Raw genomic sequence first — 25,316 nt, 5'->3', positions numbered from 1 at the left:
GATCTTTCCACTCCCTAGTACGACTTCTGCGTCTGGACGTTGAAGTCGTCCATCTTGACCTGCTTGGCCGGATCCGTGATCGGGTCGTCGATGCGCAGCACGTCCAGGCCCTCGCGCATGTCGCTGGAGTAGATGTAGCCGTTGTAGTAGTAGGCCGACCAGGAGCCGGCGATGCCGCCCTCCGGGTACGGGCGCCGCTCGAAGAAGCCGATCTCCTTCGGGGCGGCCGAGTCGGTGAAGTCCCAGATCGACACCCCGCCCTGGTACCAGGACTGGACCATGACGTCCTTGCCCTTCACCGGGATCAGCGAGCCGTTGTGGGCCACGCAGTTCTCGTCCTTCTCCTGGTCGCGCGGGATCTTGAAGTAGCCGCGGCGCTCCAGCTTGCCGTTCACCAGGTCGTACACGGCGTCGGCGCCCTTGGTGCGCGGGGTGCCGGCGTCGCAGGTGGCCTGGCTGCCGCCGCCCAGCTCGTCCCCGAAGACGACCTTCGTCGCGTCGTTGTTGAACGTCGCCGAGTGCCAGATCTGGAAGTTCTCGGTGTCGCGGATCTGCTGGATCACCCGGGGCTTGACCGGGTCGGAGATGTCGAGCAGCACGCCGTCGCCGAAGCAGGCCGCCGCGGCGAGCTTCTTCTCCGGGTAGGCGGTGATGTCGTGGCAGCCCGCGAACATCTCGGTGTTCTGCTCCTGCGGGAAGATGTTCGGCTGTGCCACGACCTTGGCGGACTTGGGGTCGTCCAGCGGGATCTCCACGATCTGGATGTTCTGGTGCGGCGGCGAGCAGGTCCGCGAGTCCGGCTCCGGGCCGGGGGAGGAGACGTAGACATAGAGCTTGTCGTCGGTGGGGACCATGGTGTGGGTGTGGGAGCCGCAGTCCGTCAGCACCGCGCCGACGTAGCGCGGGCTCTTCTTGTCGCTGATGTCGAACAGGCGCAGACCTTCCCAGTTGCGGGTCTCCTCGTTGGAGTCGCAGCCTGCGCTGCCGCGCGGCTCGTCGACCGAGAGGATCAGCAGATCGCCGTGCACGCTGACGTCGTTCTGCTGCGCCGGGCAGGACACCTGGCTCACCGTCTTCGGCTCGGCCGGATCGCTGATGTCGTAGATCACGAACCCGGCGAAGTTCCCGACGAACGCGTAGTCGCCCTGAAAGGCCATGTCGGTGTTGAAGTTGTCATCCCCGGCAAACGGGCCGGTGCGCGGGACGTTCGCCACGTGCTTGACGTTGGCGCTGGTCAGCACCTCGCCCGAGCCCGAGGCCGTACCGGACGCCGTGTCGGACGCCGGGCCCCTCTCGCGCGACGAGGCCGGCCCCGGATCACCGGCCGACGGAGGTTCCCCCGCACACGCCGTAGCCAGCAGCAACACCGCGCACAACACCGCTCCGCGCAGCTTGGCGAAGATCAACACGCGTCCCCTTTGTCTCTCGTGGCTCACTATGGAAGTTATGCCAGCACGTTGGTGGCCGCGTACGGTCTTCATCACAGTTGTGATGACATTTGCGCTGTCGGCCTGTTCTCCGCCGCCTGTCCCGGACGTCCAGGTCGTCGGGACGGACGCCCCCGTCCTGGTGCCCGGCAGCCCCGGAGCCCCGGCCCGTACGGCGACGCCCGGCGAACGGGTCGGCCCGAGCCCGGCCCCGACCCTCGCCGCCGACGTGCGCTTCGCCGAGGCGATGATCCCGCACCACCGGCAGGCGCTGGAGATGACCGCCCTGGTCGAGGCCCGTACGACCACCCCGGTCATCCGCGCCTTCGCCCGCTCGATCACCGCCGCCCAGACCCCCGAGATCAGGGCCATGACCGTCTGGCTCGCCGAACTCGGCCGCCCGGCCCCCGCCGACCACGACCACGGCGCGGCGACCGGCTACGGGATGGCCACCGAGCAGGAGCTGAACGCCCTCAGGGCGGCCAAGGGGGCCGCGTTCGACCGGATGTTCCTGAGCCTGATGACCCGGCACCACCAGGGCGCGGTGAAGATGGCGGGGGAGGAGCTGGCCGGCGGCCGCGACCACCGCATGCGCCTGCTCGCCAGGGACGTCTACTCCGGCCAGAGCATAGAGATCGAACGCATGCGCCAGGCCGGGACCACCCTCCCGTCCTGACGCCGGACATGCCGAGGCCCCGGCGTCGGGGTGGACACCGGGGCCTCGGGCGAGGGAGATCAGGACGGCCAGAGCATGTTGGTCAGCTCGGCGTCCAGGTCCATGAAGTCGGTCTCGCGCCCCGCGGGCACCTTCTCGTACGTCCGGTGGAGGAACTCCGTGAGGGGGGCCAGCGGCACTTCGAAGAGCGCCTGCCCGAACGGCGAGGTGAGGCTGATGTGCAGGGTGCGCTCGCCATCGGCGCGTGCGGGCCATACCTGCACGTCGCCGTCGCCGACCCGCCGCACGATGCCTACGGTCAGCAGTTCACGAGCAAAGATCCACTCGACCGGCTCGTCGTTCCCTACGTGGAAGGCCATGCGGATGGCATACGGATCGTCGGCTGTGTAGCTCAGTCCGGCGAGCAGGGGGACGGTAGTACGGTCGGGGACCACTAGCCGAAGGCCAAGCTCGGCGGAGACGGTGGTGCTGTTCATCGTCAGCCAAACCTTTTCGTCGTAGGTCCCCTCTTCGGGGCTTTCACTGCTCTGACGGACTTCGTCCTGAGCTATGACGCGGAACGAAGAAACCTGTAGGAAAGATTCCGCCTCAAGGGCCTTCTGTAACGCACATCACAGCTGGACATTTAGGCATCTACCTGGCTAAACGGCATCAATCGGGTCGTATTTGCGAGGGTTTTGCTGTTGTAGAGCCTGCCCCGATGGGCCCGACCAAGAACGTTTCTCCTGAAAAGATCGCGATCGGTGCCTTCCGGCACACGTCGATGGTATGACACCGACCCACCACGCCGGTGGGCAACCGCCGCCTTTCGCTCGAATCCCTCCCAGCCCGAGCTTCCGAAGATCGCCCCACGGACGCTCCGTTTCGCCACCGCCCCAAGAGTGCGGTATGGTTTTCCCCGTCAGCACCGCAAGGCGCCGACAGGGCGGGCGATTAGCTCAGCGGGAGAGCGCTTCGTTCACACCGAAGAGGTCACTGGTTCGATCCCAGTATCGCCCACCACGGTCAAGGGCCACATCCCAAAAACGGGAAGTGGCCCTTTTGATCTTTCAGGTGACAATCCGAGTGACAGTCGCGCCGTCCTGAATGACGGGCTGGATCTGTTGTCGATGGATCACCCGGGAACTCGCGACGGACGTTGCCTGCACGCCTACGTGGTGCTCAGCCTCACCACGGGTATCCGCACCGAAGAGCCCCGAGCACCAAGGGCATCGCGCACGATGTTCCTGCCGCCGGGTGGCTGCGGCACATGCCCGCCGCTCTAAAGGCCCAGCGCGGTCAGGGTTTGTCGTAGCCAGGCGATCTCGGTCCTGCTGGTCGCGGTGGCGATCGTGAACAGCCCCTCGCGGAACGGGTCGTCGAAGTCGGCGGCCCGCAGGGGCCGGTCGCCGTCCCAGAAGAAGCCGGCCGGTTCGGTGAGGAAGGCCAGTCTGCGTCGCAGCACACCCGCCTGGAGCGTGGGCTCGTCGAGGTGGCGCAGGAAGGCCAGCATCGTGAACCGGCGGTTCTCGTCGGTGATGAACGGCTCGTCAGGTTCGGCGAGCCGCCGCCGGAGCTGGCCGGGCACCGGAGCCTGTTCGTGGACCTGCTGGGGTTCGGGACCAGCGACCGGCCCACCGCGTTCGGCTACACCATGGAGGAGCACGCGGACGCGCTCGCGACCGCGTTGCGGGCGGCGGACGTGCGCGCGGCGCAGGTGGTCGCGCACAGCATGGGCGGGACGATCGCGGTGCACCTGGCTCGACAACGTGGAGGGGTTCACCAGGGAGGTGAGCGGCCTTCTCGCCGGATGGCGATAGGAGATCACGAACAGACAAGGTACCCGGTGTTCGGGGCCCGCCTGCCGAGGGGAGCCGGTCGGCGTCCTGCTACTTGCCCGCGCCCAGGGTGAGCCCGGTGATGATGCGGCGGGCCAGGACGAGGTAGAGCGCCAGCATGGGCAGCACGACGATCGCGACGCCCGCGATCAGCCCCCCGTACTCCGACTGGTAGGTGGCCGCGCCGTAGAAGGTGAACAGGGCGCGGGCCAGGGTGAAGCCCTCGTTCTCCTGGATGAAGACGATGGCGAGCAGAGTCTCGTTCCACAGGCCGATCGCGTTGAGGATCAGCGCGGTGATCATGCCGCCGCGGGCCAGCGGCAGCGTGATGGAGACGAACGTCCGCAAGGGGGACGCGCCGTCGAGGGCCGCGGCCTCCTCCGTCTCCTCGGGCAGGGTGCGGAAGAAGCCGGTCAGCAGGAACACCGTGAACGGCACTGACAGGGCCACGTAGAGCAGGTAGAGACCGAACAGGCTGTTGGTCAGCCCCAGGTCGGCCAGGCCGACGAAGAGCGGGATGATCACCGTCTGCACGGGGACGCCCATGCCGAGCGCGAGGAATCCGGTCAGCGGTCCCGAGCCGCGTACGCCGAACCGGCTGAGCGCGTAGGCGGCGGGCGCCGAGACCAGCACGATCGAGACCGAGGCCGCCGCCACCAGGACGACCGTGACCAGGAAGGCGTGGCCGAACTCGGCCTGGTTCCAGGCGTAGAGGTAGTTGCGGAACGGATTTCCCCTCGCGAACCAGGTGCGCGGCAGCCCGAAGGGGTCGCGGAAGATCTCCAGCGGGGTCTTGAACGACGCCGCGACCAGCCAGTACAGCAGCAGCACGTTGAGCCCGGTGAACAGCCAGACGGCCGTCCTGCCGACGATCCTCAGCATCAGAATTCGAGCCTTTCCCTGCGCATCATCCTGCGCAGCGCGGTCACCAGCACGGTCACCAGGACGATCATCACGACCGCGCAGGCGCAGGCGGCGCCGTACTCGGGCGTGCCCTGCGTGCCGAAGGAGCGGTCGTAGACGTAGACGGCCAGCGTCCAGGTCCTGCTGGGCGGAGAGTAGGTGCCGGGGCCGGCGAGCACGAACACCATCTCGAAGATCTTCACCGCGCCGATCGTCCAGAGCACGCCGGCGATGCCCACCACGTCCCAGGTCAGGGGCAGGGTGACGGCGCGGAACTGCTGCCAGGGGGAGGCCCCGCACAGTTCGGCGTCCTCGTACAGGTAGGGCGGGATGCGGTCGACGGCGGCCATCATGATGGTGATGTAGAAGCCCGCGCTGGCCCACACCAGCGCGCCCATCACGACCCAGGTGACGTTCTCCGGACGCAGGAACCGGGCCGCGGGCAGGCCGAACGACTCCAGCAGGAAGTTGGCCAGGCCCTGCCGCCCCGGGTTGTACGTGAACACGAACCCGAAGAACATGCCCAGCGCGACCGGCGCGACGATGTTGGGGAAGAACAGGATCGCCCGGATCGTCTTGGAGGCCCGCATGCCGCGCAGCACCATCGTGAACAGGAACGCGAACACGAACGTGCCGGCCCCGCCGGCCACGATGTAGCCGAGCGTGTTGACGAAGGCGTCGCGGAACGACTCGCTGCCCAGCAGCCTGCCGTACTGCTCCAGGCCGACGAAGGTGACCGGTCCCGCGCCCGACCAGCGGGTGAAGCCGAGCACCACGGTCGCGACGGCCGGGCCGACGAGGAAGACGACGTACAGCGCGATGGCGGGCAGCGTGAACGGCCAGAACAGCCGCCGCCGGTTGCGCAGGTGCGGTGTGACGGCGGCGGGCAGGGCACGCCCGCCCGCCGCGAGGGTCTGGGCCATCAGCCCTGCGTCTTCCAGAACGCGGCGGTCGCCTCGGCCAGCTTGTCCACGAAGGCGGCGGGGGTCAGCCTGCCCTTGAGCAGGTCGTTGTCGGCCGGGTAGAACACCTGCTCGGCGAACTTGCCGTCGGCGACGCCGTCCAGCCCGTCCATGAACAGGGTGTGCTTCTTGGCCGGGTCCTCCAGGGCGGCCTTGAGGTCGGCGAGGTCGGACGGGACCGGCAGGTCGGCCCGCGGGGTGAGGCTGTCGGCCACCGCGGGCAGGCCGGCGAGCAGGTCGCGGGTGAGGAAGTAGGCGATGAACGCCTTGGCCGCCTCGGGGTGCCTGGCCTTGGCGGTGACGCCGAAGGCCACCTGTTGCACCTCGATGACGTCGTGGGTGGCGCCGTCCGGCATGGGGAACTGGAAGGAGCCGTAGTCGATGTTCTGGCCGCCGCCCTGTTTGGCCAGGTACTCGCGGGTCTCCGTCGGCCCCCAGCTCCCCATGAACAGGTAGGAGGCGTCGCCGTCGGCCCAGCGCTGCTGGATCTGCGGGAACTTGCCGGCGTCCCAGCCGTCGACCAGGTGGCCGGCGATCCTGGCGGTGTGCTCGGCGGCTTTGAGGAAGCCCGGGTCGCTCTTCCAGAGCTGCCCGGTGGGGTCCTGCGCGGCCCTGGCCAGCCCGCCGGGGCCGACGTACCGGGCGGCGAGCTGGTCGAAGAACCAGGCGGCGTAGTAGCCGATGTCGCCGTCGAGCGCGACGGACCGGTCGCCGAACAGCGCGTACAGGTCGTCCATGCTCCTGGGCGGCTTGAGGTTCGGGATCTTCTTCTTGTCGTACCACCAGGCGTTGCCCATGACGATGTACGGCACCGCGAACGGCTTGCCCGCCGCGTCCTTGATCGCCGCACTGTCCCGGTAGGCGGCCGGCAGCACGTCGCGGACCACGCCGTCGCCGGTCTTCATGGCCAGCACGTCGTCCAGGGGGCGGGTGCCGCCGGCCGAGGTGATCGCCGCCCTGATGTTGGTGAGGTCCTGGTCGAACAGGTCGGGGACGGTGTCGGTGTTGAGCGCGGGTAACAGGTTCTGCCGCAGGTAGGCGCGGCCCAGCCACTGGACGGTGACCTTGACGCCGGTCTTCTTGGTGAAGCAGTCGGCGGCGTACCGCAGGACCTTGCCCTGCGGCTCGTCCTTGGTCCACATCGACCAGTAGGTCAGCTCCTTGTCCGTGAGGGGCCTGGCGCCGGCCTCGGGGCAGGCGGTGGTGAAGTACGCGGCCGCGGTGGGCAGGGAGAACTCCTCCCCGGCGGGGGCGGCCGGGGCGCCGCAGGCGGTCAACGTCAGCGCGAGGACCGCGATGGACGTCCTTCTCATCTGTGCTCCTAGTGGACTTCCAGCTCGGCGAGCTGCATGTGGTAGGGGGCGGTGCGGTGGGCGGTCCCGACGACCCTGACGTGCCGCGTCGTGACGGGGGCGAAGGAGAAGGTCTGCGCCGAGGCGTCCGGTCGCGGGTACCCGGTCCTGGTGGCGACCGTCGTCCAGGACGATCCGTCGGCCGAGACCTGGATCGTGAAGTCCACGGGGAAGCCGTTGCCGGTGTTCTCACCGTCGGACCTGGCGTAGAGGTCCACCCGGGAGACCCTGCTCGGGCCGCCGAGGTCGACCGCCGCCCACTCGGTACGGCCGGCCACCCCCGGCTGGCTGCTCCAGCCCATCGAGTACCACAGCGCCGAGCGGGCGCCGTCGGTGAGGTCGGCCCGCAGCCACCCCTCGTCGAGGTACTCCACCGAACTGGACGCGGTCACCGGGCGGCCCGCGGCCAGGTTGCCGCCGGCGGCCTCGATCTCGGCCAGTTGCATGTGGTAGTGCCCGAGCTGGTCGGTGCTGAGGTTCGTGCCGGTCACCTTGATGTAGCGGACGTCGGCGGCCGGGAAGGGGAACGTCTGCGCGCCCGCGCCCGGCCTGGGGAAGCCGGTCCTGGTGGCGACCGTCGTCCAGGACGACCCGTCGGCCGAGACCTGGACCGTGAAGTCCACGGGGAAGCCGAGGCCGGTGTTCGCGCCGTCCGAGCGGGGATAGAGGTCCACCCGGCTCAGCGGCCTGGCGCCGCCGAGATCGACCTGGACCCATTCGGTGTGGTTGGCGCCCATGTTCGCGGCGGAACTGCTCCAGCCGACGCCGGTGCGGGTGCCGTCCACGGCGGCGGAGGCGGTCCAGCCGTCGCCCTCGTAGGAGCTGGAGGCGGTCACCGTGCGGCTCTCGGCCGGGTCGGTCTCCGGGTTGACCCGTACGTTGTCGAAGCGGGCGCTCGCGCCGCCGGTCACCAGGGCCAGGCCGCCCACCGGGTAGGCGTCGTCGGTGACGGTGAGCACCTTCTTCGGCCCCGCGAACACGGTGATGGTCCCGCCGCGGGCGGCCACCCGCAGCCTGGTCCACTGGCCGGAGACGTAGCCCGGCACGGCGGCGGAGCCGAGCTGGACGCCGCTGCGGTAGACGAAGACCTGGCCGTTGTCGCGCAGCGCGACCAGATAGCCGGTGTCCATGTCGGTGGCGTTGAGGTTGCGGACCATGAGACCCGCCCAGTTGGTGCTGCCGCCGGCGGCGTTCACCCCGGTGATCCGCACGTCGGCGGCGGCCACCACGTCGCGGTAGGCCCGGCCCTCCAGCGCGGCCGTGATGCCCCAGTTGGCGGAGGAGTCGGACTGGACGTACTCGCCGCCGGCCACCGACCAGGCGCCCGCGCTGTGCCGCCAGCCCGTCTCGCCCGCGCTGAAGTCGTCGGCGTAGGGGAAGCGCAGGTCGGGGCCCGGTGAGACGAGCGCGTCGAGGATCTGCCGGTGCCGGTTGTCGACCTCGGCGCCGCTGTGCTCGTAGGAGGTCGAGTCGGTGACGAGGGTGTCGGCGACGGCCCGCGCGGTGACCGGCTTGGTCCTGGCCAGCAGGTTCAGCAGCTCCACGTCCTCCAGGCCGTCGAGCTGGGTCTCGCTGCGCACGCTGTCGTAGATGTCGTAGGCGGCCTTGTTCGGCCGGACCAGCCAGTTGTCGCCGGTCTGCCAGTCGTCGAAGGTGTCGGAGGGCCGGGAGAGGTCGCTGAAGTCCCACCAGAAGTTCCAGCCCCAGTGCAGGTAGCCGGTCCCGCCGATCTTCCAGGTGAGCCAGGGGGTGAGCCGGGTGGAGGCCAGGTGGTAGGAGACGAAGCGGTTCATCCGCCTGTCCTGCGGGACGATGCAGTTGTAGAGCCACAGGTCCGCGCCGCTCAGGCGACGGCGCTGGTAGTAGGCGACGTTCGCGTCGTACAGGCCGGTGTACGGCGTCGCCGTGGTGAGGTCCTCCTCCATCGCCGGCAGCACGGCCAGATGGGCCTCGTTGGTCAGCGGGCGGGGGAAGTACTGGCGGTACTTGGCGTAGAGCCACTTGGCGGCCCTGACCTGGTTGGCGGTGGACGGCTCGTCCAGCGCGCTCATGTAGAACAGGTCCGTCCAGCCCTTGGCGTCCAGGTGGGCCTTGAGCGCGGGGAAGAGCTGGGTGAGATAGGCGTCGGTCTCGGCCGTGCCGGGGTCGGCCAGGACGCGCTGGATCACGCCGTCCACCTTCTTGATCATGTCCAGCTTGACGACGTCGTTCGGCAGGCCCTCCAGCAGGTGGGGGGTGTAGATGTACTGCATCGCGCCCGCGTCGACGAAGGTCTGGACGAACCTGTCGAAGGTGGCCCAGCCGAAGGTGTAAGCGCCCGAGGCGTCCACCGTCGTGTCGGGGATGAGCAGGGCCTGGAAGTCGGCGAAGATCACGTTGTTGCGGTGCCTGGCGTGGTTGGCCGCGATGTTCCCGATGACCCGCCACCAGCCGGCGTCGTACATCTGCACGCCGTACTGCGCGGGGATGGCCCTGATCGTGCCGTTGTAGTCCCAGCCCGCCGAGGTGGACCAGTTGTTCATCTTGAAGGTCGACCGGTTGGCGGGCGGGATCGTGACGTCGTAGACCGTGACCGTGACGTCGACCGCGACGTCGCCGCCGTCGCTCCTGACGGTGGCGGTGCCCGCGTACGTGCCGGGCGGCTGGGAGGCGGGGACCCGCACGCTGTAGTGGTAGGGCAGCGTGAGGTTCGCGGCCAGAGACTGCGGGGTGTTCTCCATCAGGGAGTCGTAGTAGGCGTTGCCGCCGTCCGGCGGGTTCTGGTACACGCCGATCTTGGAGATGTGCGGGTGGTTGTACTCGCGCCTGACGGTGACGGCGGACGCCGGTATCACGGCGCCGCCGGGCCCGTTGAGCGCGCCGGCCGTGACCTGCACCCCGGTGGCGGAGGCGGACGACCTGACCAGGATCTGGGCGGCCTCGCTCTCGCCGCGGGCCGCCCGCAGCGCGATCGACGCCGGGGCGCCGGACGGGCGGGTGGTCGAGGAGAACGCGCGGTCGGCGGCGCTCTGCGCCCAGACGGACAGGGCGGCCGCCCGGGCGGGCACGGCCACGAACAGGGAGGCGAGAAGGAGGGACAACGCTACGAGCGGAACGGGTCTGACGGCCATTGGACGGCTCCTGACTGAGGCCCCGAAACCTGCGGTAAAACGTTTCAAAATCCGCTGACTGGACGATAGATGTGCGCATAGATGTCGTCAATGCCTCGTATTCGGTCTGTTACACGCAAATTTCAGGGCATTGACAGGGGGCCAGGCGGTCTCTACCGTTCGCCGCAGGTCGCCTTAAAACGTTCTGCGCGAAGGGGCAATGTCCGGATGAAGCTCACCATCGCCGACGCCGGGCCCGTCAGCCCGCTGCCGATCCTGCGGCCCCCCGCCGTGGCGATCCCCGACTTCGGGCACCCGCCCTCGCTGCTCCCGTACGGCAGGCGCGACTCCTACGGGCGCGAACCCGCCGAGAGGGAGGTGCCCTCCGTCACGCTGGAGAACGAGCACCTGCGGGCGGTGTTCCTGCCCGGACTGGGCGGGCGGCTCTGGTCGCTGGTCGACCTGGCCACCGGCCGGGAGCTGCTGCACCGCAACCCGGTGATCCAGCCGGCCAACCTCGCCCTGCGGGACGCCTGGTTCGCGGGCGGCGTGGAATGGAACCTCGGCACCACCGGGCACTGGCCGCTGACCTGCGACCCGTTGCACGCCGCGTGGGTGGAGGCGCCGTACCCCGTCCTGCGGCTGTACGAGTACGAGCGCATGCGCGGCCTGGTGGTCCAGATCGACGCGAGCCTGCCGCCCGGCTCACCCGCGCTGGTCGTGTCCGTCACCGTCGGCAATCCACGCCCGGAGAGCGTGCCGGTCTACTGGTGGTCCAACATCGCCGTCCCGCAGACCCCGCGCACCCGCGTGCTGGCCCCCGCCGACCGGGCCGAGCACTTCGGTTACACCCAGCGCCTGACCACCGTGCCGTACCCGGGCGAACCCGGCGCCGACTACCCGGGGCTCTGGCGTTCGGCCGCCGACTACTTCTTCCGCATCACGTCGGACGTCCCATGGATCGCCGCCGTCGACGACGACGGTTACGGCCTGCTGCACACCTCGACCTCGCGGCTGAAGGGGCGCAAGCTGTTCGGCTGGGGCGTGTCCCCCGGCGGAACCCACTGGCAGAGCTGGCTCTCGGGCCCCGGGGCGCCGTACCTGGAGATCCAGGCCGGGCTGGCCCGTACCCAGCTGGAGCACCTGCCGATCCCCGGCGAGACCGCCTGGACCTGGACCGAGACCTACAGCCCCCTCACCCTCCGCCGGCCCCACGGCCCCTACGATCAGGTACGCGCGGCGGCCGACGTGATCGCCAGGGCGCTTCCCTGGAGATCGGCCCATCTCGGGCCGTGGACCGACCAGCCCGTCACCGAGGTGATCCATCGAGGTTCAGGGTGGGGCGCGCTGGAACGCAGGGCGGGCGGCCTGCCGGAGTCGGCGGCCACCCCGTTCGCCGACGACACCCTCGGGCCGGAACAGAGGCCGTGGCTGACCCTCCTGGAGAAGGGCGAGCTGCCGGGCGAGGCGGTCTGCGTGGTCGGCCCGCGCTGGCTGAGCCTGCTCCGTACGGCCCGCGACTGGCACGGCCGCTACCACCTGGGCCTCAACCTGTGGGCCGTCGGCGACCGGACGGGAGCGGTCGGCGTCTGGGGCGAGGCCCTGGCCGGACGGCGTCACCCCCTGCTGCTGCGGGCGCTGGCCGAGGCCGGCCGGATCGAAGGCGACGACGCCACCGCCGCCGCCCTCCTGCTGGAAGCGCACGCCCTGGCGCCGGCCGTACGCCCGCTCACCGTCGAGACCCTCGCCGCACTGATCGCCGCCGGCCGCCCGGCCGAGGCTCTCGACCTCGTCGACCGCCTCCCGCCCGGCGACCGCGCGCACGGCCGCGTCCGCCTGCTGGAGGCCCAGGCCGCCTCGGCCGCCGGCGACCGCGCCCGCACCGGACGCATCCTGGAGACCGGCCTGATCGTCCCCGACCTGCGCGAAGGCGAGGACGCCCTGCACGACCTGTGGCTCACCCACCACGGCCAGAACCTCCCCCTCCCACCCGCGTACGACTTCCGCATGGGCTGAGGCAGGCCGGCGTCGCGAGCTTCCCGCCGCCGGCGCGCGGTCAGCGGGTGGGCGGGTTCCACCAGGTCAGGTTGGCGGTGGCCTGGGAGACCGGTTCGATGATCTCCCACGCCTCGGCGATGAGGCCGCCGTCCAGGCGCCAGATGTCCACGACGACGATCTCCGGCCCGCCGCCGGGCGCCCGGCGGCGCGAGTGCATCACGACGTGGTCGCCGTCGGCCAGCACGTGGTCGATCTCCACGTGCATGCCGGCGAGCGGAGTGAGCGCGGCACGCACGGCGTCGAGCCACTCCGCCTTGGTCGAGGTCTTCGGGTCGGGCCGGTGATGGACGAAGTCGTCGCTGAGCAGCGGCGCGAGCGCGTTGACGTCGCCCGTTCCGATCAGTTCCGTCAGCGCGCGCTGGACGATGGCCTTGTTGTCGGTCGTCATGCGGGACAGTGTTCCCAGCCCCGCGGAGGATGTCGATGAAAAGGGATTTCATGGCGGGCGGCGAGTAGGCTCGACGGCCATGCGCACCGTCGGGGAAATGTTGCGGCAGTGGCGGCACCGCCGGCGGCTCAGCCAGCTCGATCTCGCGATCGCCGCCGACGTCTCGGCCCGTCACGTGAGCCTGGTGGAGACCGGGAAGTCCAACCCGAGCGCCGACATGATCCTGCGGCTCGCCGAGCACCTCGACGTACCGCTGCGCGAGCGCAACCGGCTGCTGCTCGCCGCCGGGTTCGCCCCCCGGTACGCCGAACGTCCGCTCGCCGGGGACGCGCTGTCGACGGCCGGGGACGCGGTCGCGCGGGTGCTGCGCGCCCACGAGCCGTACCCGGCGGTGGTCCTCGACCGCCGGTGGAACATCGTGATGACCAACCGCGCCATCGACGCGTTCCTCGGGGACGTCGCGCCCGACCTGCTGCGTCCCCCGATCAACATCCTGCGGCTGGGGCTGGAGCGCCGCGGGCTCGCTTCCCGGATCGTCAATCTGCGCGAGGTGCGCGCAGTGCTCCGGGCCCGGATCTCGCGCCAGCTCGCCATCGCCCCCGACGCCGAGCTCCACGCGATCTACGAGGAGCTGCTCGCCCCGAGTTCCGCGGAACCGCTCGCCCCGAGCTCCGGGGGAGCGTTCGCGGAGGGCTCCGAGGAGGCGGGGCGGTCGATGGAGTCCGAGGTCACCGTCCCGATGATCTTCCGGTTCGGCGACGTCGAACTGCGGCTGTTCTCGACCACCACCACGTTCGGCACCCCGATGGACATCACGCTGGACGAGATCTCGATCGAGTCGTACTACCCGGCCGACGCCGAGACCGCCGCCTATTTCGTGAAGTTCGGGGCGGACGTCCTGGCGGGCGAGTGACCGTGCGCCGGGGTTCCACCGCGGGTTGAGGCTTTCCCGCCCGCTCTCCCAGCGCTTCCGGGCGGAAGTCTCCGGGGCTGGTTCAACGACAGCCTTGACGTATGAGCGCCGCGGACCACGACGGCCGCCGCAGGGGCCGTGAGCGTGGCGGGCGTCGTGCCCACCACGCTCACGAAGGCGGCAGTCAGCGGCCCCGCGCGCACCACACGACCGAGGTGAGGAGAGATCATGACTGATGCCCTGCCGGATCCGGTGACATTCCCGATGCCACGCGCGGCGGCCTGCCCGTTCGACCCGGCGCCCGAGCTGACCCGCCGTGGCGAGGAAGCTCCCGTGTCGCGCGTCCGCCTGTGGGACGGCACCACCCCCTGGCTGGTCACCCGGTACGAGGACGTCCGGGCGGTGCTCGCCGATCCGCGCGTCAGCGTAGACGTGGCGCAGCCCGGCTTCCCGCACACCAACGCGGTGAGCAAGGCACGCGACGCGCAGATGAAAACGCTGATGCAGATGGACGCCCCGGAGCACACCGCGCACCGGCGCCTGCTGACCGCCGACTTCATGATCAGGAAGATGGAGGCGCTGCGGCCCAGGATCCAGCGGATCGTCGACGACCTCGTCGACGACCTGCTCGCCGGTCCCAATCCGGCCGACCTGGTGGAGGCGGTCGCGCTGCCGGTCCCCTCGCTGGTGATCTGCGAACTGCTCGGCGTGCCGTACGCGGACCGGGCCTTCTTCCAGCGCGTGGCGGGCGAGCTCGTCATGGACGAGGGCGACCCCGCGCGGGCCCTGGCCGCCGCCGAGGAGCTGAACGGCTACCTGGAGGCGCTGGTCCAGGCGAAGAAGGACGAACCGGGCGATGACCTCCTCAGCAGACTGGCCGTGGAGCAGTACGGGACGGGCGCGATGACCCTGCGCGAGATCTCCACGATGGGCCAGCTCCTGCTGGTGGCCGGGCACGACACCACCGCCAACATGATCGCGCTCGGCACGGCCGCGCTGCTGGCGCACCCGGACCAGCTCGCGGCGGTGCGGGACGGCGACCCGGCGCTGGTGGCCAACGCCGTGGAGGAACTCCTGCGCTACCTGTCCATCACCCACACCGAGGCCCGCCGCGTCGCCCGCGAGGACCTGGAGGTCGGCGGCAGGGTGATCCGCGCGGGCGAGGGCATCGTCGTCGTGAAGAGCACCGCCAACCGCGACCCGTCGGCCTTCCCGAACCCCGGCGTCCTCGACGTCCGCCGCGAGGTCCGCCATCACGTCGCCTTCGGGTTCGGCGCCCACCAGTGCCTGGGGCAGTCGCTGGCCCGGGTGGAGCTGCAGGTCGTCTACGGCACGCTCTACCGGCGCGTCCCCACGCTGGCGCCGGCCATGCCGCTGGAGGAGCTGGCCTTCAAGCAGCAGGCCGTCTTCTACGGCGTCCGCGAACTACCCGTCACCTGGTGATCGAGCGAAGGAGTCACGCACATGAAGGTCACCGTGGATCAGGACGCCTGCACCGGCTCGGGGCAGTGTGTTCTCGTCTGTCCCGACGTGTTCGACCAGCGCGACGAGGACGGCATCGTCGTCCTGCTGCGGGACAGCCCGGAACCGGGGCTGCGCGAGGGCGTCGGCGAGGCCGTCCGGATCTGCCCGGCCCGCGCGATCACGCTGAGCGCGTCGTGAGCCGACCCTCCCGGATCGTGGTCGTGGGCGCCTCGGCGGCGGGCCTGACCGCCGCCGAGGCCCTGCGCCGCGACGGATTCACCGGCTCGCTGACCCTGGTCGGCGCGGAGCGGCGGGAGCCCTACGACCGGCCGCCGCTGTCCAAGCAGGTCCTGCGCGGCAGGTGGGCGCCCGACCGCGTGACGCTGCGCCGCGACGAGGCCCGCGCCGCGCTGGGCGCCGGCTGGCGGCTCGGCGTCGCCGCCACCGCCCTCGACACCGGCGCGCGCGAACTCGCCCTGTCCGACGGCGGCGTCCTGCCCTACGACGGGCTGGTGATCGCCACCGGCGTCGTCCCGCGCCGGCTGCCGTCGGGGCACGAACTCGGCGGCGTGCACGTGCTGCGCACCCTCGACGACGCCCTCGCCCTGCGGGAGGGGCTGCTCGCCGCCCGGTCGGTGGTCGTCGTCGGCGCGGGCTTCCTCGGTACGGAGGTCGCCGCCGTCGCCCGGCAGCTCGGCCTGGACGTCACCCTGGTCGATCCGCTCCCCGCGCCGATGATCGGCCGGTTCGGCGACCGGGTGGCGGCGCTGCTGGCCGGCCTGCACACGCGGCACGGCGTCCGCCTGCGCCCCGGCGCGCTGGTCACCGGCCTGACCGGCCACGACGGCCAGGTGGACGGGGTCGATCTGGACGGCGGCGCGCACGTCCCGGCCGACCTGGTGCTCGTGGCCGTCGGCTCGGTCCCGGCGACCGGCTGGCTGACCGGCAGCGGCCTGGACGTGGGGGACGGCGTCAGGTGCGACCACCGGTGCCGGGCCGCTCCCGGCGTGGTCGCCGCCGGCGACGTCGCCTCCTGGCGGCATCCCCGCTTCGGCCGCCTGCGCGTCGAGCACCGGTTGAACGCCACCGAGCAGGGCACGGCCGCCGCCCGGACGCTCCTCGGCAGTGAGGCCGCCTTCGCTCCCGTGCCCTACTTCTGGACCGACCAGTACGACGTGAAGATCCAGGTCCACGGCGTCACCGGCGGCGACGCCCGGTTCCAGGTCGTCGCCGGGGATCCCGCCACCGGCCGGTTCGCCGCCCTGTACGGCAGGGACGGCCACGTCATCGGCGCCCTGACCTGGAACCTGCCCCGGCAGGCACGCGAGTTGCGCCGCCACGTCGCCGAACGGACCCCGTGGCGGCAGGCCACCACCGGATGACCGCACCCCGGCAGCCGGCGACGCTACTGGACGGGCACCTGGAGCTCGCGGAAACCACCGATCGCGACCTTCAGTGACGTGGCCGTCTCCGGCAGGGCGAACAGGCTCCAGAACTCCCGCTCCTGCCCGGGCCCGAACTTCTCGGTCGCCACGCGTACGCCGGACACGTCCGTGCAGGCGCAGTACGAGTCCACGCCGCCGTCGTCGTCCGGGACCTGGAGGCGGCCGGGCAGGTACTGGCGGCGAGCGGTCACGTCGGTGAGCGTGACGTTCGTCGCGGCCTGGTACTTGAACGACATCCAGTCCCGCGCGTGGTGCAGCTCGTTGAACCAGGTCTCGGCCTCGCCCTTGTTGGTGATCCGGTAGGTGAGCAGGCCGAGACCGCCGGAGAGCCGGCGCAGGTCGGTCACCTCCATGGCGATCGGCCGGCCGTCCGCCTGGACGGTGCCGGTCAGGCCGGTCGCCCCCGGGGTGACGGTCGTGGCCGGAGCGGCGGTTCCGGACGGCCGGGGCTTGGCGAAGGTCACCGTGACGCGGCGGTTGCGCCGCCTGCCCTCGTCGGTGTCGTTGCCGTAGAGCGGGCGGCTGGAGCCGTGCCCGACGACCTGGTAACGCGCGCCGGGTCTGGTCACCAGTGCGGCCAGCGCCTTGCGCACGGCCTGGGCACGGCGGGTGGACAGCGGGACGTTGATGGCGTCGGTGCCGGAGGAGTCCGCGTGCCCCTCCACCTTCACCGCCGAGCCGGACGACGCGTCGATCAGCTTCGCGGTGCGTGCCAGGACCGTCTTGGCGCGTGGCGTGAGCGTGGCCTGGTTCAGCGCGAACAGCACGTCCGAGGACAGATTCACCTGGAGGTTCGTGCCGTCGTCCGCGGTCTCCTCGGATCTGTCCAGCGACTGTGAGGGGGTCACCAGGCGACGGGTGAGGGTGGTGACGGGCTCGGCGTCCGGATCGGGGACGGTCATGCCGGGCGGGACGGCCGGCGGATCGTCGCTGATCGGCACGTCGGTCATCGGCGGTCCGACCGGGGTGACCACGGTGGCGGTCGCCGGGTTGCCGGAAGGGGCGGGCAGGACCGCGTAGAGGCTGATCGACTGCCCGGGGTCGATGAAGGGGCCGATCCCGTCGCGATTCTGGTCGCTGCACAGACAGGGGGAGCCGGCCGGCCGGTACGGCAGGATCCAGGTGTGGGCCTGGGCGTCCAGCACGCCGATCCCGGACGCCCAGCGGATCTCGCCGAGCGGGCGGGTGTTGTCCCCCATCTCACCGGCCCACGACAGGTGCTTGTCGCTGCCGGTGTTGGTGAGCCTGAGCTGGACGACCAGGTGCTTGCCCTTGACCCGGTTCAGGCCGACCACCTCGGCTCCGAGGCTCTCGGTCATCGTGCTGCGGGTACGCGCGAGCGCCGGTCTCGTGTCCTTCGGAGGCCCGGTCGAGGGAGCGGCGGTCGAAAGGGCGGCGGTCGAGGGCGCGACCGGCGACGGGGCGGCCGTGTTCTGTGAGACCAGCCCACAACTCGAAATCAGCGACAAAGAAGTCAAAGAGACGATAATTCGGTTTTTCATCTGTGACATCTTGCCGCACGGCCGAAGGACCACTGAACGGCGGCGACGGTCCGGCGAACACCGTTCCCGCGCCGCCGCCCCCTCGTGGGTGGCGGCGCGGGTCGTTCCCCGGCCTCGCGGGGGCGATGACGTTCGTCATCGCCGATCGTCCACTTCGGTATCTGTTCGGTCGCGCGGCGGCGCGGCGAGACTTTCCGGCGACGGCGGAACTCTGGAAAGGATCACGGACATGAGCAAGGTCATCGGCGCCCACGCCGTGTCGGTCGACGGCTTCATCACCGGCCGCGACCCCGGCGCCGGGCGCGGCCTCGGCGACGCGGGCATGCTGTTCGACTGGTACTTCGACGGCGACACCCCCAGCCAGGTCTTCGACGGGTTCAAGCTCAGCGAGCCCAGCGCCCGGGTCTTCGACACCCTGGCCGACCGCGTCGGCGCGATCGTCGCCGGACGCCACACCTACGACGACTCCGACCACTTCGGCGGCGGCAGCCCCCACCCGGGCGCCCGGCTGGTCGTCCTCAGCCACCGCCCGGCGCCGGACATCACCGACCGCCAGACCCTGGTCACCACCGGCGTCCAGGACGCGATCGCCGCCGCCCGACAGGCCGCCGGCGGCAAGGACGTCGGCCTCATGGGCGGCGGCGTGGTCACCGAGGCGCTGAAGGCGGGCCTCGTCGACGAGCTGGTCCTGCACCAGGTGCCCGTCCTGCTCGGCGGCGGCCGGCCGTTCTTCCGGGAGCTTCCCGGGCACGTACGCCTGCGCCTGGTCGAGGCCGTGCCCGCGCCGGGCGTGACCCACCTGCGCTACGAGGTGGCCCGATGATCCTCGTCACCGGAGGGCTGGGCATGATCGGCGCGCACACCGCCCGCGCGCTCGCCGACCTCGGACACCGGGTCGTCGTCACCGCGCACCGCCGGGCCGAGGTCCCCTCGTTCCTCGCCGGCCGGGTCACCGTGGAACCGCTCGACGTCACCGATCGGGACGCCTTCCTGGCCCTGGCCGCCCGCCACGACATCGGCGACATCGTCCACCTGGCCGGGAGCATCCCCGGCCAGGACCCGGTGGACTTCTTCCGCACGGACACCGCCGGCCTGCTCAACGCGCTGGAGGTGGCCCGCGTCCGGGGCGTGCGCAGGTTCGCCGTCGCGGGCAGCCTCGGCGTCTACGCCGGCCGCCCGGAGACCCCATGGCACGAGGAGCTCGCGCTGCCCGCCGCGGACGCGCCGCACCCGATCGTCGCGTTCAAGAAGGCGGTCGAGCCGCTGACCACGCACGGCCTCCAGGGCAGCGGGGTGCAGCCGGTCGTGCTCAGGATCGGGAGCGTCTGGGGGCCGCTGATGGACCCGGAGTCGCCGTTCAACCACATCCCGCCGTACGTCAGTGCCGTGCTGCGCGGCGAGACACCGCCGCCGCTGCACGCCGACGACGGCGGTGACAGCTGCTACGCGCCCGACGCCGGGCGCGCGATCGCCCTGCTGACGACCGCGCGAGCCCTCCCGCACACCGTCTACAACGTCTCCAGCGGCAGGCCCTTCACCAACCGCGACCTCGCCGAGGCCGTGCGGGCGATCGTCCCCGGCCCGCCGCCCGGCCTGCTGCCCGGACGGTCCGGCGGCCCCGGCGGCAACCCCTTCCTCGACATCGCCCGGCTCACCCGCGACACCGGCTTCGAGCCGGCCTTCGACCTGGTCAAGGCGGTCGCCGACTACGTCGCCTGGCGCGCCCGCAACCTCCGCTGAACCGATCGGGCGCGGCGTCAGGAGGCCGTCCGGGTGATCGAGTCGACGCGGCGGACCCGCCCGTCCGGGGCGAGCCGGGCGAACACGTGGGCCTCGATCCGCAGCGTCCTGTCCTTCCTGGTCAGGACGGTCATGATGAAGCGGGCGGCGGCCCGGTCGCCGTCGAGCAGCGTCTCGTGGACCTGGATGTCCAGCTCGCGGGCGTTCCTGCGGGCCGGGCCGGCGTGGTCGATCAGCCGCCGGCGGTCCAGGACGACGCCGTCGTTGCGGTATTCGAGGTCGGGGGTGTAGTAGCGGTCCACGATCGCGGCCGGGTCCTCCTCGCTGAAGGCCAGCTCGTACGGCAGGCGCGTCAGGAAGGCATGGAAGTCGGGCATCAGACCACCTCGAACGTGCTCATCATGGCCATGTCCTCGTGTTCGAGATTGTGGCAGTGCAGGACGTACCGGCCCCGGTAGCCGGTGAAACGGGTGATGATCTCCACGGTCTGCGCCTCCCGCAGCTCGACGGTGTCCTTCCATTCCGGCGGGCCGTCCGGCCGCTCGCCGCCGACCGAGAGCACCTGGAAGGGCGCCAGGTGCAGGTGGACGGGGTGGGCGACGTCGCTGGTCAACCGCCAGACCTCCACCTGGCCGAGCTTGGGCCGGGCGTCGACCCGGCGGACGTCGAAGGGCCTGCCGTTGATCAGCCAGCCGGTGTGGCCGTGCAGGTCGCCGCTGCTGAACTCGAAGTCGCGGGTCGCCGCGGCCGCCGCCGGGTCGAGCCGTTCGACGGTGGACAGCGTCCCGGGGATCGCCGAGTCGTCGCGGGCGTCGCGTTCGACGGTGAAGCGCATCACCTGGGCCTGTGGGCCTTCGCCCAGCAGGTTGCGCAGCTCGACGTGGTCGCCGACCCGGTAGGCGGCGAAGTCCACGATCACGTCGGCGCGTTCGCCGGGCGCCAGCCGTACGCGCTGGACGGGACGCGGCGCCGCCAGCAGGCCGCCGTCGCTGCCGATCCGGGTCAGCGTGCCGCCGGGCGACAGGGCCAGCTCGTACGTGCGGGCGTTGGAGGCGTTGAGCAGCCGCAGCCGGTAGCGGGCGCGGTCCACGCCGAACCGCGGCCAGGGCGCGCCGTTGACCAGGATGACGTCGCCCAGCACGCCGCCCATGAACGCCTCGCGGGCGCTGGGGCCGTCGGGCCTGGCCGGGTAGGGCATCGTCCCGTCGGCCTGGAAGGACCGGTCGCAGATCAGCAGCGGCACGTCCCGCTCGCCCGACGGGAGCGGCAGCCTGTCCTGCTCGTCGTCGTCCACGAGGAAGAAGCCGGCCAGGCCGCGCCAGACCTGCGGCCCGGTGTGGTCCATGCGGTGGTCGTGGTACCACAGCGTGGCCGCGCGCTGCTCCAGCGGGAATGCGTAGTCGCGCTGGGCGCCCGGCTGGACCAGGTCGGTGGGGAAGCCGTCGGACTCCGGCGGGGTGTGCCCGCCGTGCAGGTGGGTGACCGTCGGCGCGGGCAGGCGGTTGCCGACGCGCACGACGGTCCTGCGGCCGGAGCGCGCCCGGATGGTGGGCCCGGGGAACTGCCCGTCGTAGCCCCAGATCGGGGTGCGCAGGCCCGGCAGGATCTCCACCTCGGCGGGGCGCTGGACGAGCTCGTAGTAGTCGGCGCCCGCGTCGGTCCTGGACGGCTTCGCCACCGCGGGCAGTGGGAGCGGCACGGCGTACGGCGCGGGCAGCGGCGCGTCGCTCGTCAGGAGCTGCGGCAGCGGGGTGCGGGTCAGCAGCGAGCAGCCCGACACGCCCAGCGCCGCGCCCACGCCGAGCAGCCGCAGCGCCTGCCGTCTCGTCATTCCTGTCATGCCGTTCTTACCGGTCATATCGGTCATGCCGCCGACGTCGTCCGGAGGCGGCCGGCGGTCCAGATCCGCGTGGTCTGCACCAGGCTGCCGCCGAACATGAGCACGCCGAGCGGCACGTGCACGCTCTTCACGTGCGCCATGCCCAGCGCCATCTGGACCAGCGTCATCACCAGCATGCCCACGGCGGGCAGGATGGCGGCCCGCTGCCGGGTCATCACCGCGGCGACCAGGTACAGCAGCACGGTGGCCGCGACGGCCAGGGCCGTGGCGCTGTGGGCCGCGCGGCCGTCCGGCGAGCTCAGCAGCAGCCCGGCGGTGACGGCCTGGATCAGCAGGGCGACGGTCTGCGCGACGAGCGCGATACGCAGGAACATGATGGTTCTCCTAACGGGTCGAGGGGCGTGCGGCGACAGCGGCGACGACGATCAGCACGAAGGCGGCCAGCGCGGTCAGGGTGCGCAGGGTGTGGAACAGCTCCCACCGCTGGAAGATCTCGGCGTGGCCGTCCGGCACCTGGCCGGCGGCCCACTCACGGAACCGCGCGTGCAGCGGGACGTTGCCGAACACGGTGATCAGCAGCGAGGCCAGAGCCAGCGCTCCGGCGCCCGACGCCAGCCGGCGGGGCAGGTCGCGGGCGGCGAGCGCCAGGCCGAAGGTGGTCAGGACGGCCAGGGCCATCGCGCTCTGCATGACCGGCTCGTTGACCTTCATCATCGTGGTGTGGAAGGTCAGCCGCACGTCCAGCGGTACGGCCCCGAACGTGGGCACCACGTTGGCCGCACCGTATCCGAACGCGCCCGCGAGCAGCCCGGTAGCCAGCAGCGCGGCGCCATGGAGGTACCTGACTCGGGTTCTCATGACTGGTAATCGTCGTCCTGCCGGGGCTTCTTGGCGTCCGACCGGCGGACTCATCTGCGGCTACCCCAGGGGGATCAAACGCCGGCCGCGACTACGCCGCCGGATGTAGTCGCGCGCTACCGCGCCAGGCGCGTGAAGGCCCGCGACCAGGGCGATCCCGGTCACGGGCTCTCCCGGGCGGCGGGCTCGGCCCCGTGGCCCGTGGAGCCGCTAATCCGTATTACTCCCGCCCTGCCCCTTGACGGCGACGAAGCCCGTACTGAATGCTCTCATCCACGCTAATGCGCATTACCTCAGGGAAGGTGAGATGGGACGCATCACGCAGCGCGACATCGCCCGGCTGGCCGGCGTCAGCCAGACCACGGTCTCGCTGGTGCTCAACAACCGTCCGGGAGCCGAGACGCGGATCCCGGCGGAGACCAGGGACCGGGTGCTGCGCGTCATCAGGGAGACGGGGTACGTGGCCGACCCGCTGGCCCGGCGGCTGGCGGCGGGCAGGAACCGGATCCTCGGCGTCTTCACCTACGAGCCGGTCTTCCCGAGCGCGACGGGCGACTTCTACCACCCGTTCCTCGTCGGCATCGAGGAGTCGGCCGAGCAGGTGGGCTGCGACCTGCTGCTGCTGACCAGCGCCCCGCTGGTCGACGGCCGCAAGCGCGTCTACCACCAGGACCACCGCCTGCGCCTGGCCGACGGCTGCGTCCTGCTCGGCCGCGAGCTCGACCGCGAGGAGCTGGCCCGGTTGGTCGCCGAGGGGTACCCGTTCGTCTCGGTGGGCCGCCGCGACGACGCGGGAGGGCCGGTCTCCTACGTCGGCGCCGACTACGGCGGCTCGGTGCGCGAGCTGGTGGCCCGGGCGCGCGGCCTGGGCCACGAGAGCTTCGCCTACGTCGGCCACGGCGAAGGCCCGGAGTCGTTCGCCGACCGCCACCGCGCGTTCACGGAGGGGACGGCGGGGCTGCGGGCCGTCACCATCCCATTGGGCGACCCCGAGGACGTCCTGCGCACCGGCGCCACCGCGATCTTCGTGGAGGAGTACGCCGACGCCGCGGTCATCCTCCAGGCGGCCCGCGAACGCGGCCTGGCCGTGCCGGGCGACCTGTCGATCGTCACGCTCGGCGATCCCACCAGGCCCGCGCCGACCGACATCGACTTCACCGGCTTCCGCATCCCGCGCGCCGAGATGGGCCGGCAGGCGGTGGAGGTCCTCACCGAACTCATCGAGGGCAGCGGCCCGGTCCAGCGGCTGCTCCCGTGCGAACTCGTCAAGGGCTCGACCCTGGGAAGGAACAACGTTGCGTGAGCTGAGTACCGAGGTGCTGGTCGTCGGGGGCGGCCTCGGGGGAGTGGCGGCGGCGCTCGCGGCGCTCGGAGCCGGCAGACGGGTGATCCTCACCGAGGAGCACGACTGGCTGGGCGGGCAGCTCACCAGCCAGGCCGTGCCGCCGGACGAGCACACCTGGGTCGAGCGGTTCGGCGTCACGGCGAGCTACCGCGCGCTGCGCGACGGCATCCGCGACTACTACCGCCGGCACTTCCCCCTCACCGAGGCCGCGCGGGGATGGCGCGAGCTCAACCCCGGCGCCGGCTGGGTGAGCCCGCTCTGCCACGAGCCCCGGGTGGCGGTGGCGGTCATCGAGTCCATGCTGGCCCCCCACCGGGGGAGCGGGCGGCTGACGGTGCTGCAGCCGTACGCGCCGGTGGGCGCCGAGACCGACGGCGACCGCGTCCTGTCGGTACGGCTGCGCCACGGCTCGGACGAGGTCGTGGTCACCGCCCCCTACATCCTGGACGCCACCGAGACCGGCGAGCTGCTGCCGCTCACCGGCACCGAGTACGTCACCGGCTTCGAGTCGCGGGCCGACACCGGCGAGCCCAGCGCCCCCGAGCAGGCGCAGCCGCTCAACATGCAGGCCGTCTCGGTCTGCTTCGCGATCGACCACGCCGACGGCGACCACACCATCGACCGGCCCGACTCGTACGGCTTCTGGCGCGACTTCGAGCTGCCCTTCTGGGGCGGCAAGCTGCTGGGCTGGCGCAGCCCGAACCCGCGCACGCTGGAGATCGGCGAGCGCAGCTTCACCCCCAACCCCGGCGACGACCCGCTCCAGGTCCGCGCCGACCAGCGGCGCAACCCCGGCGACGGCAACCTGTGGACCTTCCGCCGGATCGCCGCCCGCGACCTGTTCACCCCCGGCGCCTACGCCAGCGACATCTGCCTGGTCAACTGGCCGATGATCGACTACGTGCTGGGCCCGGCCTACGACGTGCCCGACGCCGGCGCCCACCTGGCCGCCGCGCGCGAGTTGTCCCGGTCGGTCCTGTACTGGCTGCAGACCGAGGCCCCGCGCCCCGACGGCGGCACCGGCTGGCCGGGGCTCAGGCTCCGCGGCGACGTGACCGGCTCGGCCGACGGCCTGGCCCAGGCCCCCTACATCCGCGAGTCCCGCCGCATCCTGGCCGAGCACACCGTCGTCGAGCAGGACGTCGTCAAGGGCGCCCGCTACGGCGACTCGGCCGGCATCGGCATGTACCGCATCGACCTGCACCCCTCGACCGGCGGCGACAACTACATCGACGTGCCGAGCGCGCCCTTCGAGATCCCCCTGGGCGCCCTCGTCCCGAGACGGGTGGACAACCTGCTGCCCGCCGGCAAGAACCTCGGCACCACGCACATCACCAACGGCTGCTACCGGCTGCACCCCGTCGAGTGGAACATCGGCGAGGCCGCGGGCGCGCTGGCCGCCTTCTGCCTGGACAGGTCGGTGCTCCCGCGTGCCGTCCGGAACGATCCAGAGCTGCTGGCCTGCTTCCAGGACCGGCTGGAAGCACAGGGGATCGAACTCCACTGGCCGGATATTTCCGGATATTAACCCCCTAAG

At 71.4% G+C, this 25,316-nt stretch carries 24 protein-coding genes and 1 tRNA gene; 12 read left to right on the top strand and 13 right to left on the bottom strand.

Annotation, left to right across the window (positions count from 1 at the left end):
* Positions 1–14: 14 nt before the first annotated feature.
* Entirely contained in the window at positions 15–1,409 is a 1,395-nt protein-coding gene (locus ACIHAD_RS33360; protein WP_397358673.1) for a hypothetical protein, read from the bottom strand.
* 82 nt (positions 1,410–1,491) lie between these two features.
* Here ACIHAD_RS33360 and ACIHAD_RS33355 point away from each other — a divergent pair, with 82 nt between their 5' ends.
* The gene (locus ACIHAD_RS33355) at positions 1,492–2,103 is read left to right on the top strand and encodes a DUF305 domain-containing protein (RefSeq protein ID WP_397358672.1); all 612 of its coding nucleotides are present in this window, start codon (positions 1,492–1,494) and stop codon (positions 2,101–2,103) included.
* Between the two features lie 59 nt (positions 2,104–2,162).
* Here the strand turns inward: ACIHAD_RS33355 and ACIHAD_RS33350 are convergent, their stop codons facing one another.
* Entirely contained in the window at positions 2,163–2,579 is a 417-nt protein-coding gene (locus ACIHAD_RS33350) for an SsgA family sporulation/cell division regulator (protein WP_020547189.1), read from the bottom strand.
* Between the two features lie 451 nt (positions 2,580–3,030).
* Here ACIHAD_RS33350 and ACIHAD_RS33345 point away from each other — a divergent pair.
* A tRNA-Val gene (locus ACIHAD_RS33345) sits at positions 3,031–3,105 on the top strand.
* Positions 3,106–3,364: 259 nt separating this feature from the next.
* Here the strand turns inward: ACIHAD_RS33345 and ACIHAD_RS33340 are convergent.
* Entirely contained in the window at positions 3,365–3,595 is a 231-nt protein-coding gene (locus ACIHAD_RS33340) for a hypothetical protein (protein ID WP_397358671.1), read from the bottom strand.
* Between ACIHAD_RS33340 and ACIHAD_RS33335 the strand changes: the two genes are divergently transcribed.
* Complete coding sequence (locus ACIHAD_RS33335) at positions 3,575–3,994, top strand: alpha/beta fold hydrolase (RefSeq protein WP_397358670.1); 420 nt, start codon at positions 3,575–3,577, stop codon at positions 3,992–3,994. The genes ACIHAD_RS33340 and ACIHAD_RS33335 overlap by 21 nt on opposite strands.
* On the opposite strand, the gene ACIHAD_RS33330 is transcribed toward ACIHAD_RS33335, so the two are convergent.
* From ACIHAD_RS33330 to ACIHAD_RS33315, 4 genes are read right to left on the bottom strand one after another with little or no spacing between them, the layout of a single operon-like run.
* Positions 3,972–4,802 carry a carbohydrate ABC transporter permease gene (locus ACIHAD_RS33330; protein WP_397358669.1) on the bottom strand — a complete coding sequence of 277 codons (831 nt, stop codon included), beginning with the start codon at positions 4,800–4,802 and terminating at the stop codon, positions 3,972–3,974. The genes ACIHAD_RS33335 and ACIHAD_RS33330 overlap by 23 nt on opposite strands.
* A complete protein-coding gene (locus tag ACIHAD_RS33325; RefSeq protein ID WP_397358668.1) occupies positions 4,802–5,746 on the bottom strand; it encodes a carbohydrate ABC transporter permease in 945 nt (314 codons plus the stop codon). The genes ACIHAD_RS33330 and ACIHAD_RS33325 overlap by 1 nt, the downstream gene beginning before the upstream one ends.
* On the bottom strand, positions 5,746–7,098 hold the full coding sequence (locus ACIHAD_RS33320) for an ABC transporter substrate-binding protein (RefSeq protein ID WP_397358667.1): 1,353 nt from the start codon (positions 7,096–7,098) through the stop codon (positions 5,746–5,748). Before ACIHAD_RS33320 ends, ACIHAD_RS33325 begins: the two co-directional genes overlap by 1 nt.
* A gap of 8 nt (positions 7,099–7,106) precedes the next feature.
* Positions 7,107–10,217: a discoidin domain-containing protein gene (locus tag ACIHAD_RS33315; RefSeq protein ID WP_397358666.1), complete on the bottom strand. Its 3,111-nt coding sequence runs from the start codon at positions 10,215–10,217 to the stop codon at positions 7,107–7,109.
* A 237-nt stretch (positions 10,218–10,454) separates the two neighbouring features.
* Here ACIHAD_RS33315 and ACIHAD_RS33310 point away from each other — a divergent pair, with 237 nt between their 5' ends.
* Positions 10,455–12,242 (top strand): DUF5107 domain-containing protein, encoded by a 1,788-nt coding sequence (locus ACIHAD_RS33310; RefSeq protein WP_397358665.1) that lies wholly within the window; start codon positions 10,455–10,457, stop codon positions 12,240–12,242.
* Positions 12,243–12,282: 40 nt separating this feature from the next.
* Here ACIHAD_RS33310 and ACIHAD_RS33305 read toward each other — a convergent pair whose 3' ends face one another.
* Positions 12,283–12,672 carry a nuclear transport factor 2 family protein gene (locus ACIHAD_RS33305; RefSeq protein ID WP_397358664.1) on the bottom strand — a complete coding sequence of 130 codons (390 nt, stop codon included), beginning with the start codon at positions 12,670–12,672 and terminating at the stop codon, positions 12,283–12,285.
* Between the two features lie 79 nt (positions 12,673–12,751).
* Between ACIHAD_RS33305 and ACIHAD_RS33300 the strand changes: the two genes are divergently transcribed.
* From ACIHAD_RS33300 to ACIHAD_RS33285, 4 genes are all read left to right on the top strand, one after another.
* Positions 12,752–13,585 carry a helix-turn-helix domain-containing protein gene (locus tag ACIHAD_RS33300; protein WP_397358663.1) on the top strand — a complete coding sequence of 278 codons (834 nt, stop codon included), beginning with the start codon at positions 12,752–12,754 and terminating at the stop codon, positions 13,583–13,585.
* A gap of 228 nt (positions 13,586–13,813) precedes the next feature.
* The gene (locus ACIHAD_RS33295; protein WP_397358662.1) at positions 13,814–15,028 is read left to right on the top strand and encodes a cytochrome P450; all 1,215 of its coding nucleotides are present in this window, start codon (positions 13,814–13,816) and stop codon (positions 15,026–15,028) included.
* Positions 15,029–15,049: 21 nt separating this feature from the next.
* Entirely contained in the window at positions 15,050–15,247 is a 198-nt protein-coding gene (locus ACIHAD_RS33290) for a ferredoxin (protein ID WP_397358661.1), read from the top strand.
* Positions 15,244–16,431 carry an NAD(P)/FAD-dependent oxidoreductase gene (locus tag ACIHAD_RS33285; RefSeq protein ID WP_397358660.1) on the top strand — a complete coding sequence of 396 codons (1,188 nt, stop codon included), beginning with the start codon at positions 15,244–15,246 and terminating at the stop codon, positions 16,429–16,431. Before ACIHAD_RS33290 ends, ACIHAD_RS33285 begins: the two co-directional genes overlap by 4 nt.
* A 23-nt stretch (positions 16,432–16,454) precedes the next feature.
* On the opposite strand, the gene ACIHAD_RS33280 is transcribed toward ACIHAD_RS33285, so the two are convergent.
* On the bottom strand, positions 16,455–17,813 hold the full coding sequence (locus tag ACIHAD_RS33280) for an OmpA family protein (RefSeq protein WP_397358659.1): 1,359 nt from the start codon (positions 17,811–17,813) through the stop codon (positions 16,455–16,457).
* Positions 17,814–18,225: 412 nt separating this feature from the next.
* Here ACIHAD_RS33280 and ACIHAD_RS33275 point away from each other — a divergent pair, with 412 nt between their 5' ends.
* On the top strand, positions 18,226–18,819 hold the full coding sequence (locus tag ACIHAD_RS33275; RefSeq protein WP_397358658.1) for a dihydrofolate reductase family protein: 594 nt from the start codon (positions 18,226–18,228) through the stop codon (positions 18,817–18,819).
* On the top strand, positions 18,816–19,736 hold the full coding sequence (locus ACIHAD_RS33270) for an NAD-dependent epimerase/dehydratase family protein (RefSeq protein WP_397358657.1): 921 nt from the start codon (positions 18,816–18,818) through the stop codon (positions 19,734–19,736). The genes ACIHAD_RS33275 and ACIHAD_RS33270 overlap by 4 nt, the downstream gene beginning before the upstream one ends.
* Positions 19,737–19,753: 17 nt before the next feature.
* On the opposite strand, the gene ACIHAD_RS33265 is transcribed toward ACIHAD_RS33270, so the two are convergent.
* From ACIHAD_RS33265 to ACIHAD_RS33250, 4 genes are read right to left on the bottom strand one after another with little or no spacing between them, the layout of a single operon-like run.
* Positions 19,754–20,113, bottom strand: coding sequence for a nuclear transport factor 2 family protein (locus tag ACIHAD_RS33265; protein ID WP_397358656.1), 360 nt, complete (start codon positions 20,111–20,113; stop codon positions 19,754–19,756).
* Positions 20,113–21,567, bottom strand: coding sequence for a multicopper oxidase family protein (locus ACIHAD_RS33260; protein ID WP_397358654.1), 1,455 nt, complete (start codon positions 21,565–21,567; stop codon positions 20,113–20,115). Before ACIHAD_RS33260 ends, ACIHAD_RS33265 begins: the two co-directional genes overlap by 1 nt.
* 32 nt (positions 21,568–21,599) lie before the next feature.
* Positions 21,600–21,950: a hypothetical protein gene (locus ACIHAD_RS33255; protein WP_397358653.1), complete on the bottom strand. Its 351-nt coding sequence runs from the start codon at positions 21,948–21,950 to the stop codon at positions 21,600–21,602.
* A 10-nt stretch (positions 21,951–21,960) separates the two neighbouring features.
* Entirely contained in the window at positions 21,961–22,434 is a 474-nt protein-coding gene (locus tag ACIHAD_RS33250) for an anthrone oxygenase family protein (protein WP_397358652.1), read from the bottom strand.
* 307 nt (positions 22,435–22,741) lie between these two features.
* Between ACIHAD_RS33250 and ACIHAD_RS33245 the strand changes: the two genes are divergently transcribed.
* Positions 22,742–23,737, top strand: a complete 996-nt coding sequence (locus ACIHAD_RS33245; protein WP_397358651.1) for a LacI family DNA-binding transcriptional regulator — start codon at positions 22,742–22,744, stop codon at positions 23,735–23,737.
* Positions 23,730–25,307 carry an FAD-dependent oxidoreductase gene (locus ACIHAD_RS33240; RefSeq protein WP_397358650.1) on the top strand — a complete coding sequence of 526 codons (1,578 nt, stop codon included), beginning with the start codon at positions 23,730–23,732 and terminating at the stop codon, positions 25,305–25,307. Before ACIHAD_RS33245 ends, ACIHAD_RS33240 begins: the two co-directional genes overlap by 8 nt.
* Positions 25,308–25,316: the final 9 nt, after the last annotated feature.

The sequence above is a fragment of the Nonomuraea sp. NPDC052265 genome, from assembly GCF_044547985.1.
Lineage (GTDB): Bacteria > Actinomycetota > Actinomycetes > Streptosporangiales > Streptosporangiaceae > Nonomuraea.
Note: the sequence above shows the minus strand (reverse complement) of the source record. Positions and strands in the feature narration are given on the sequence as shown.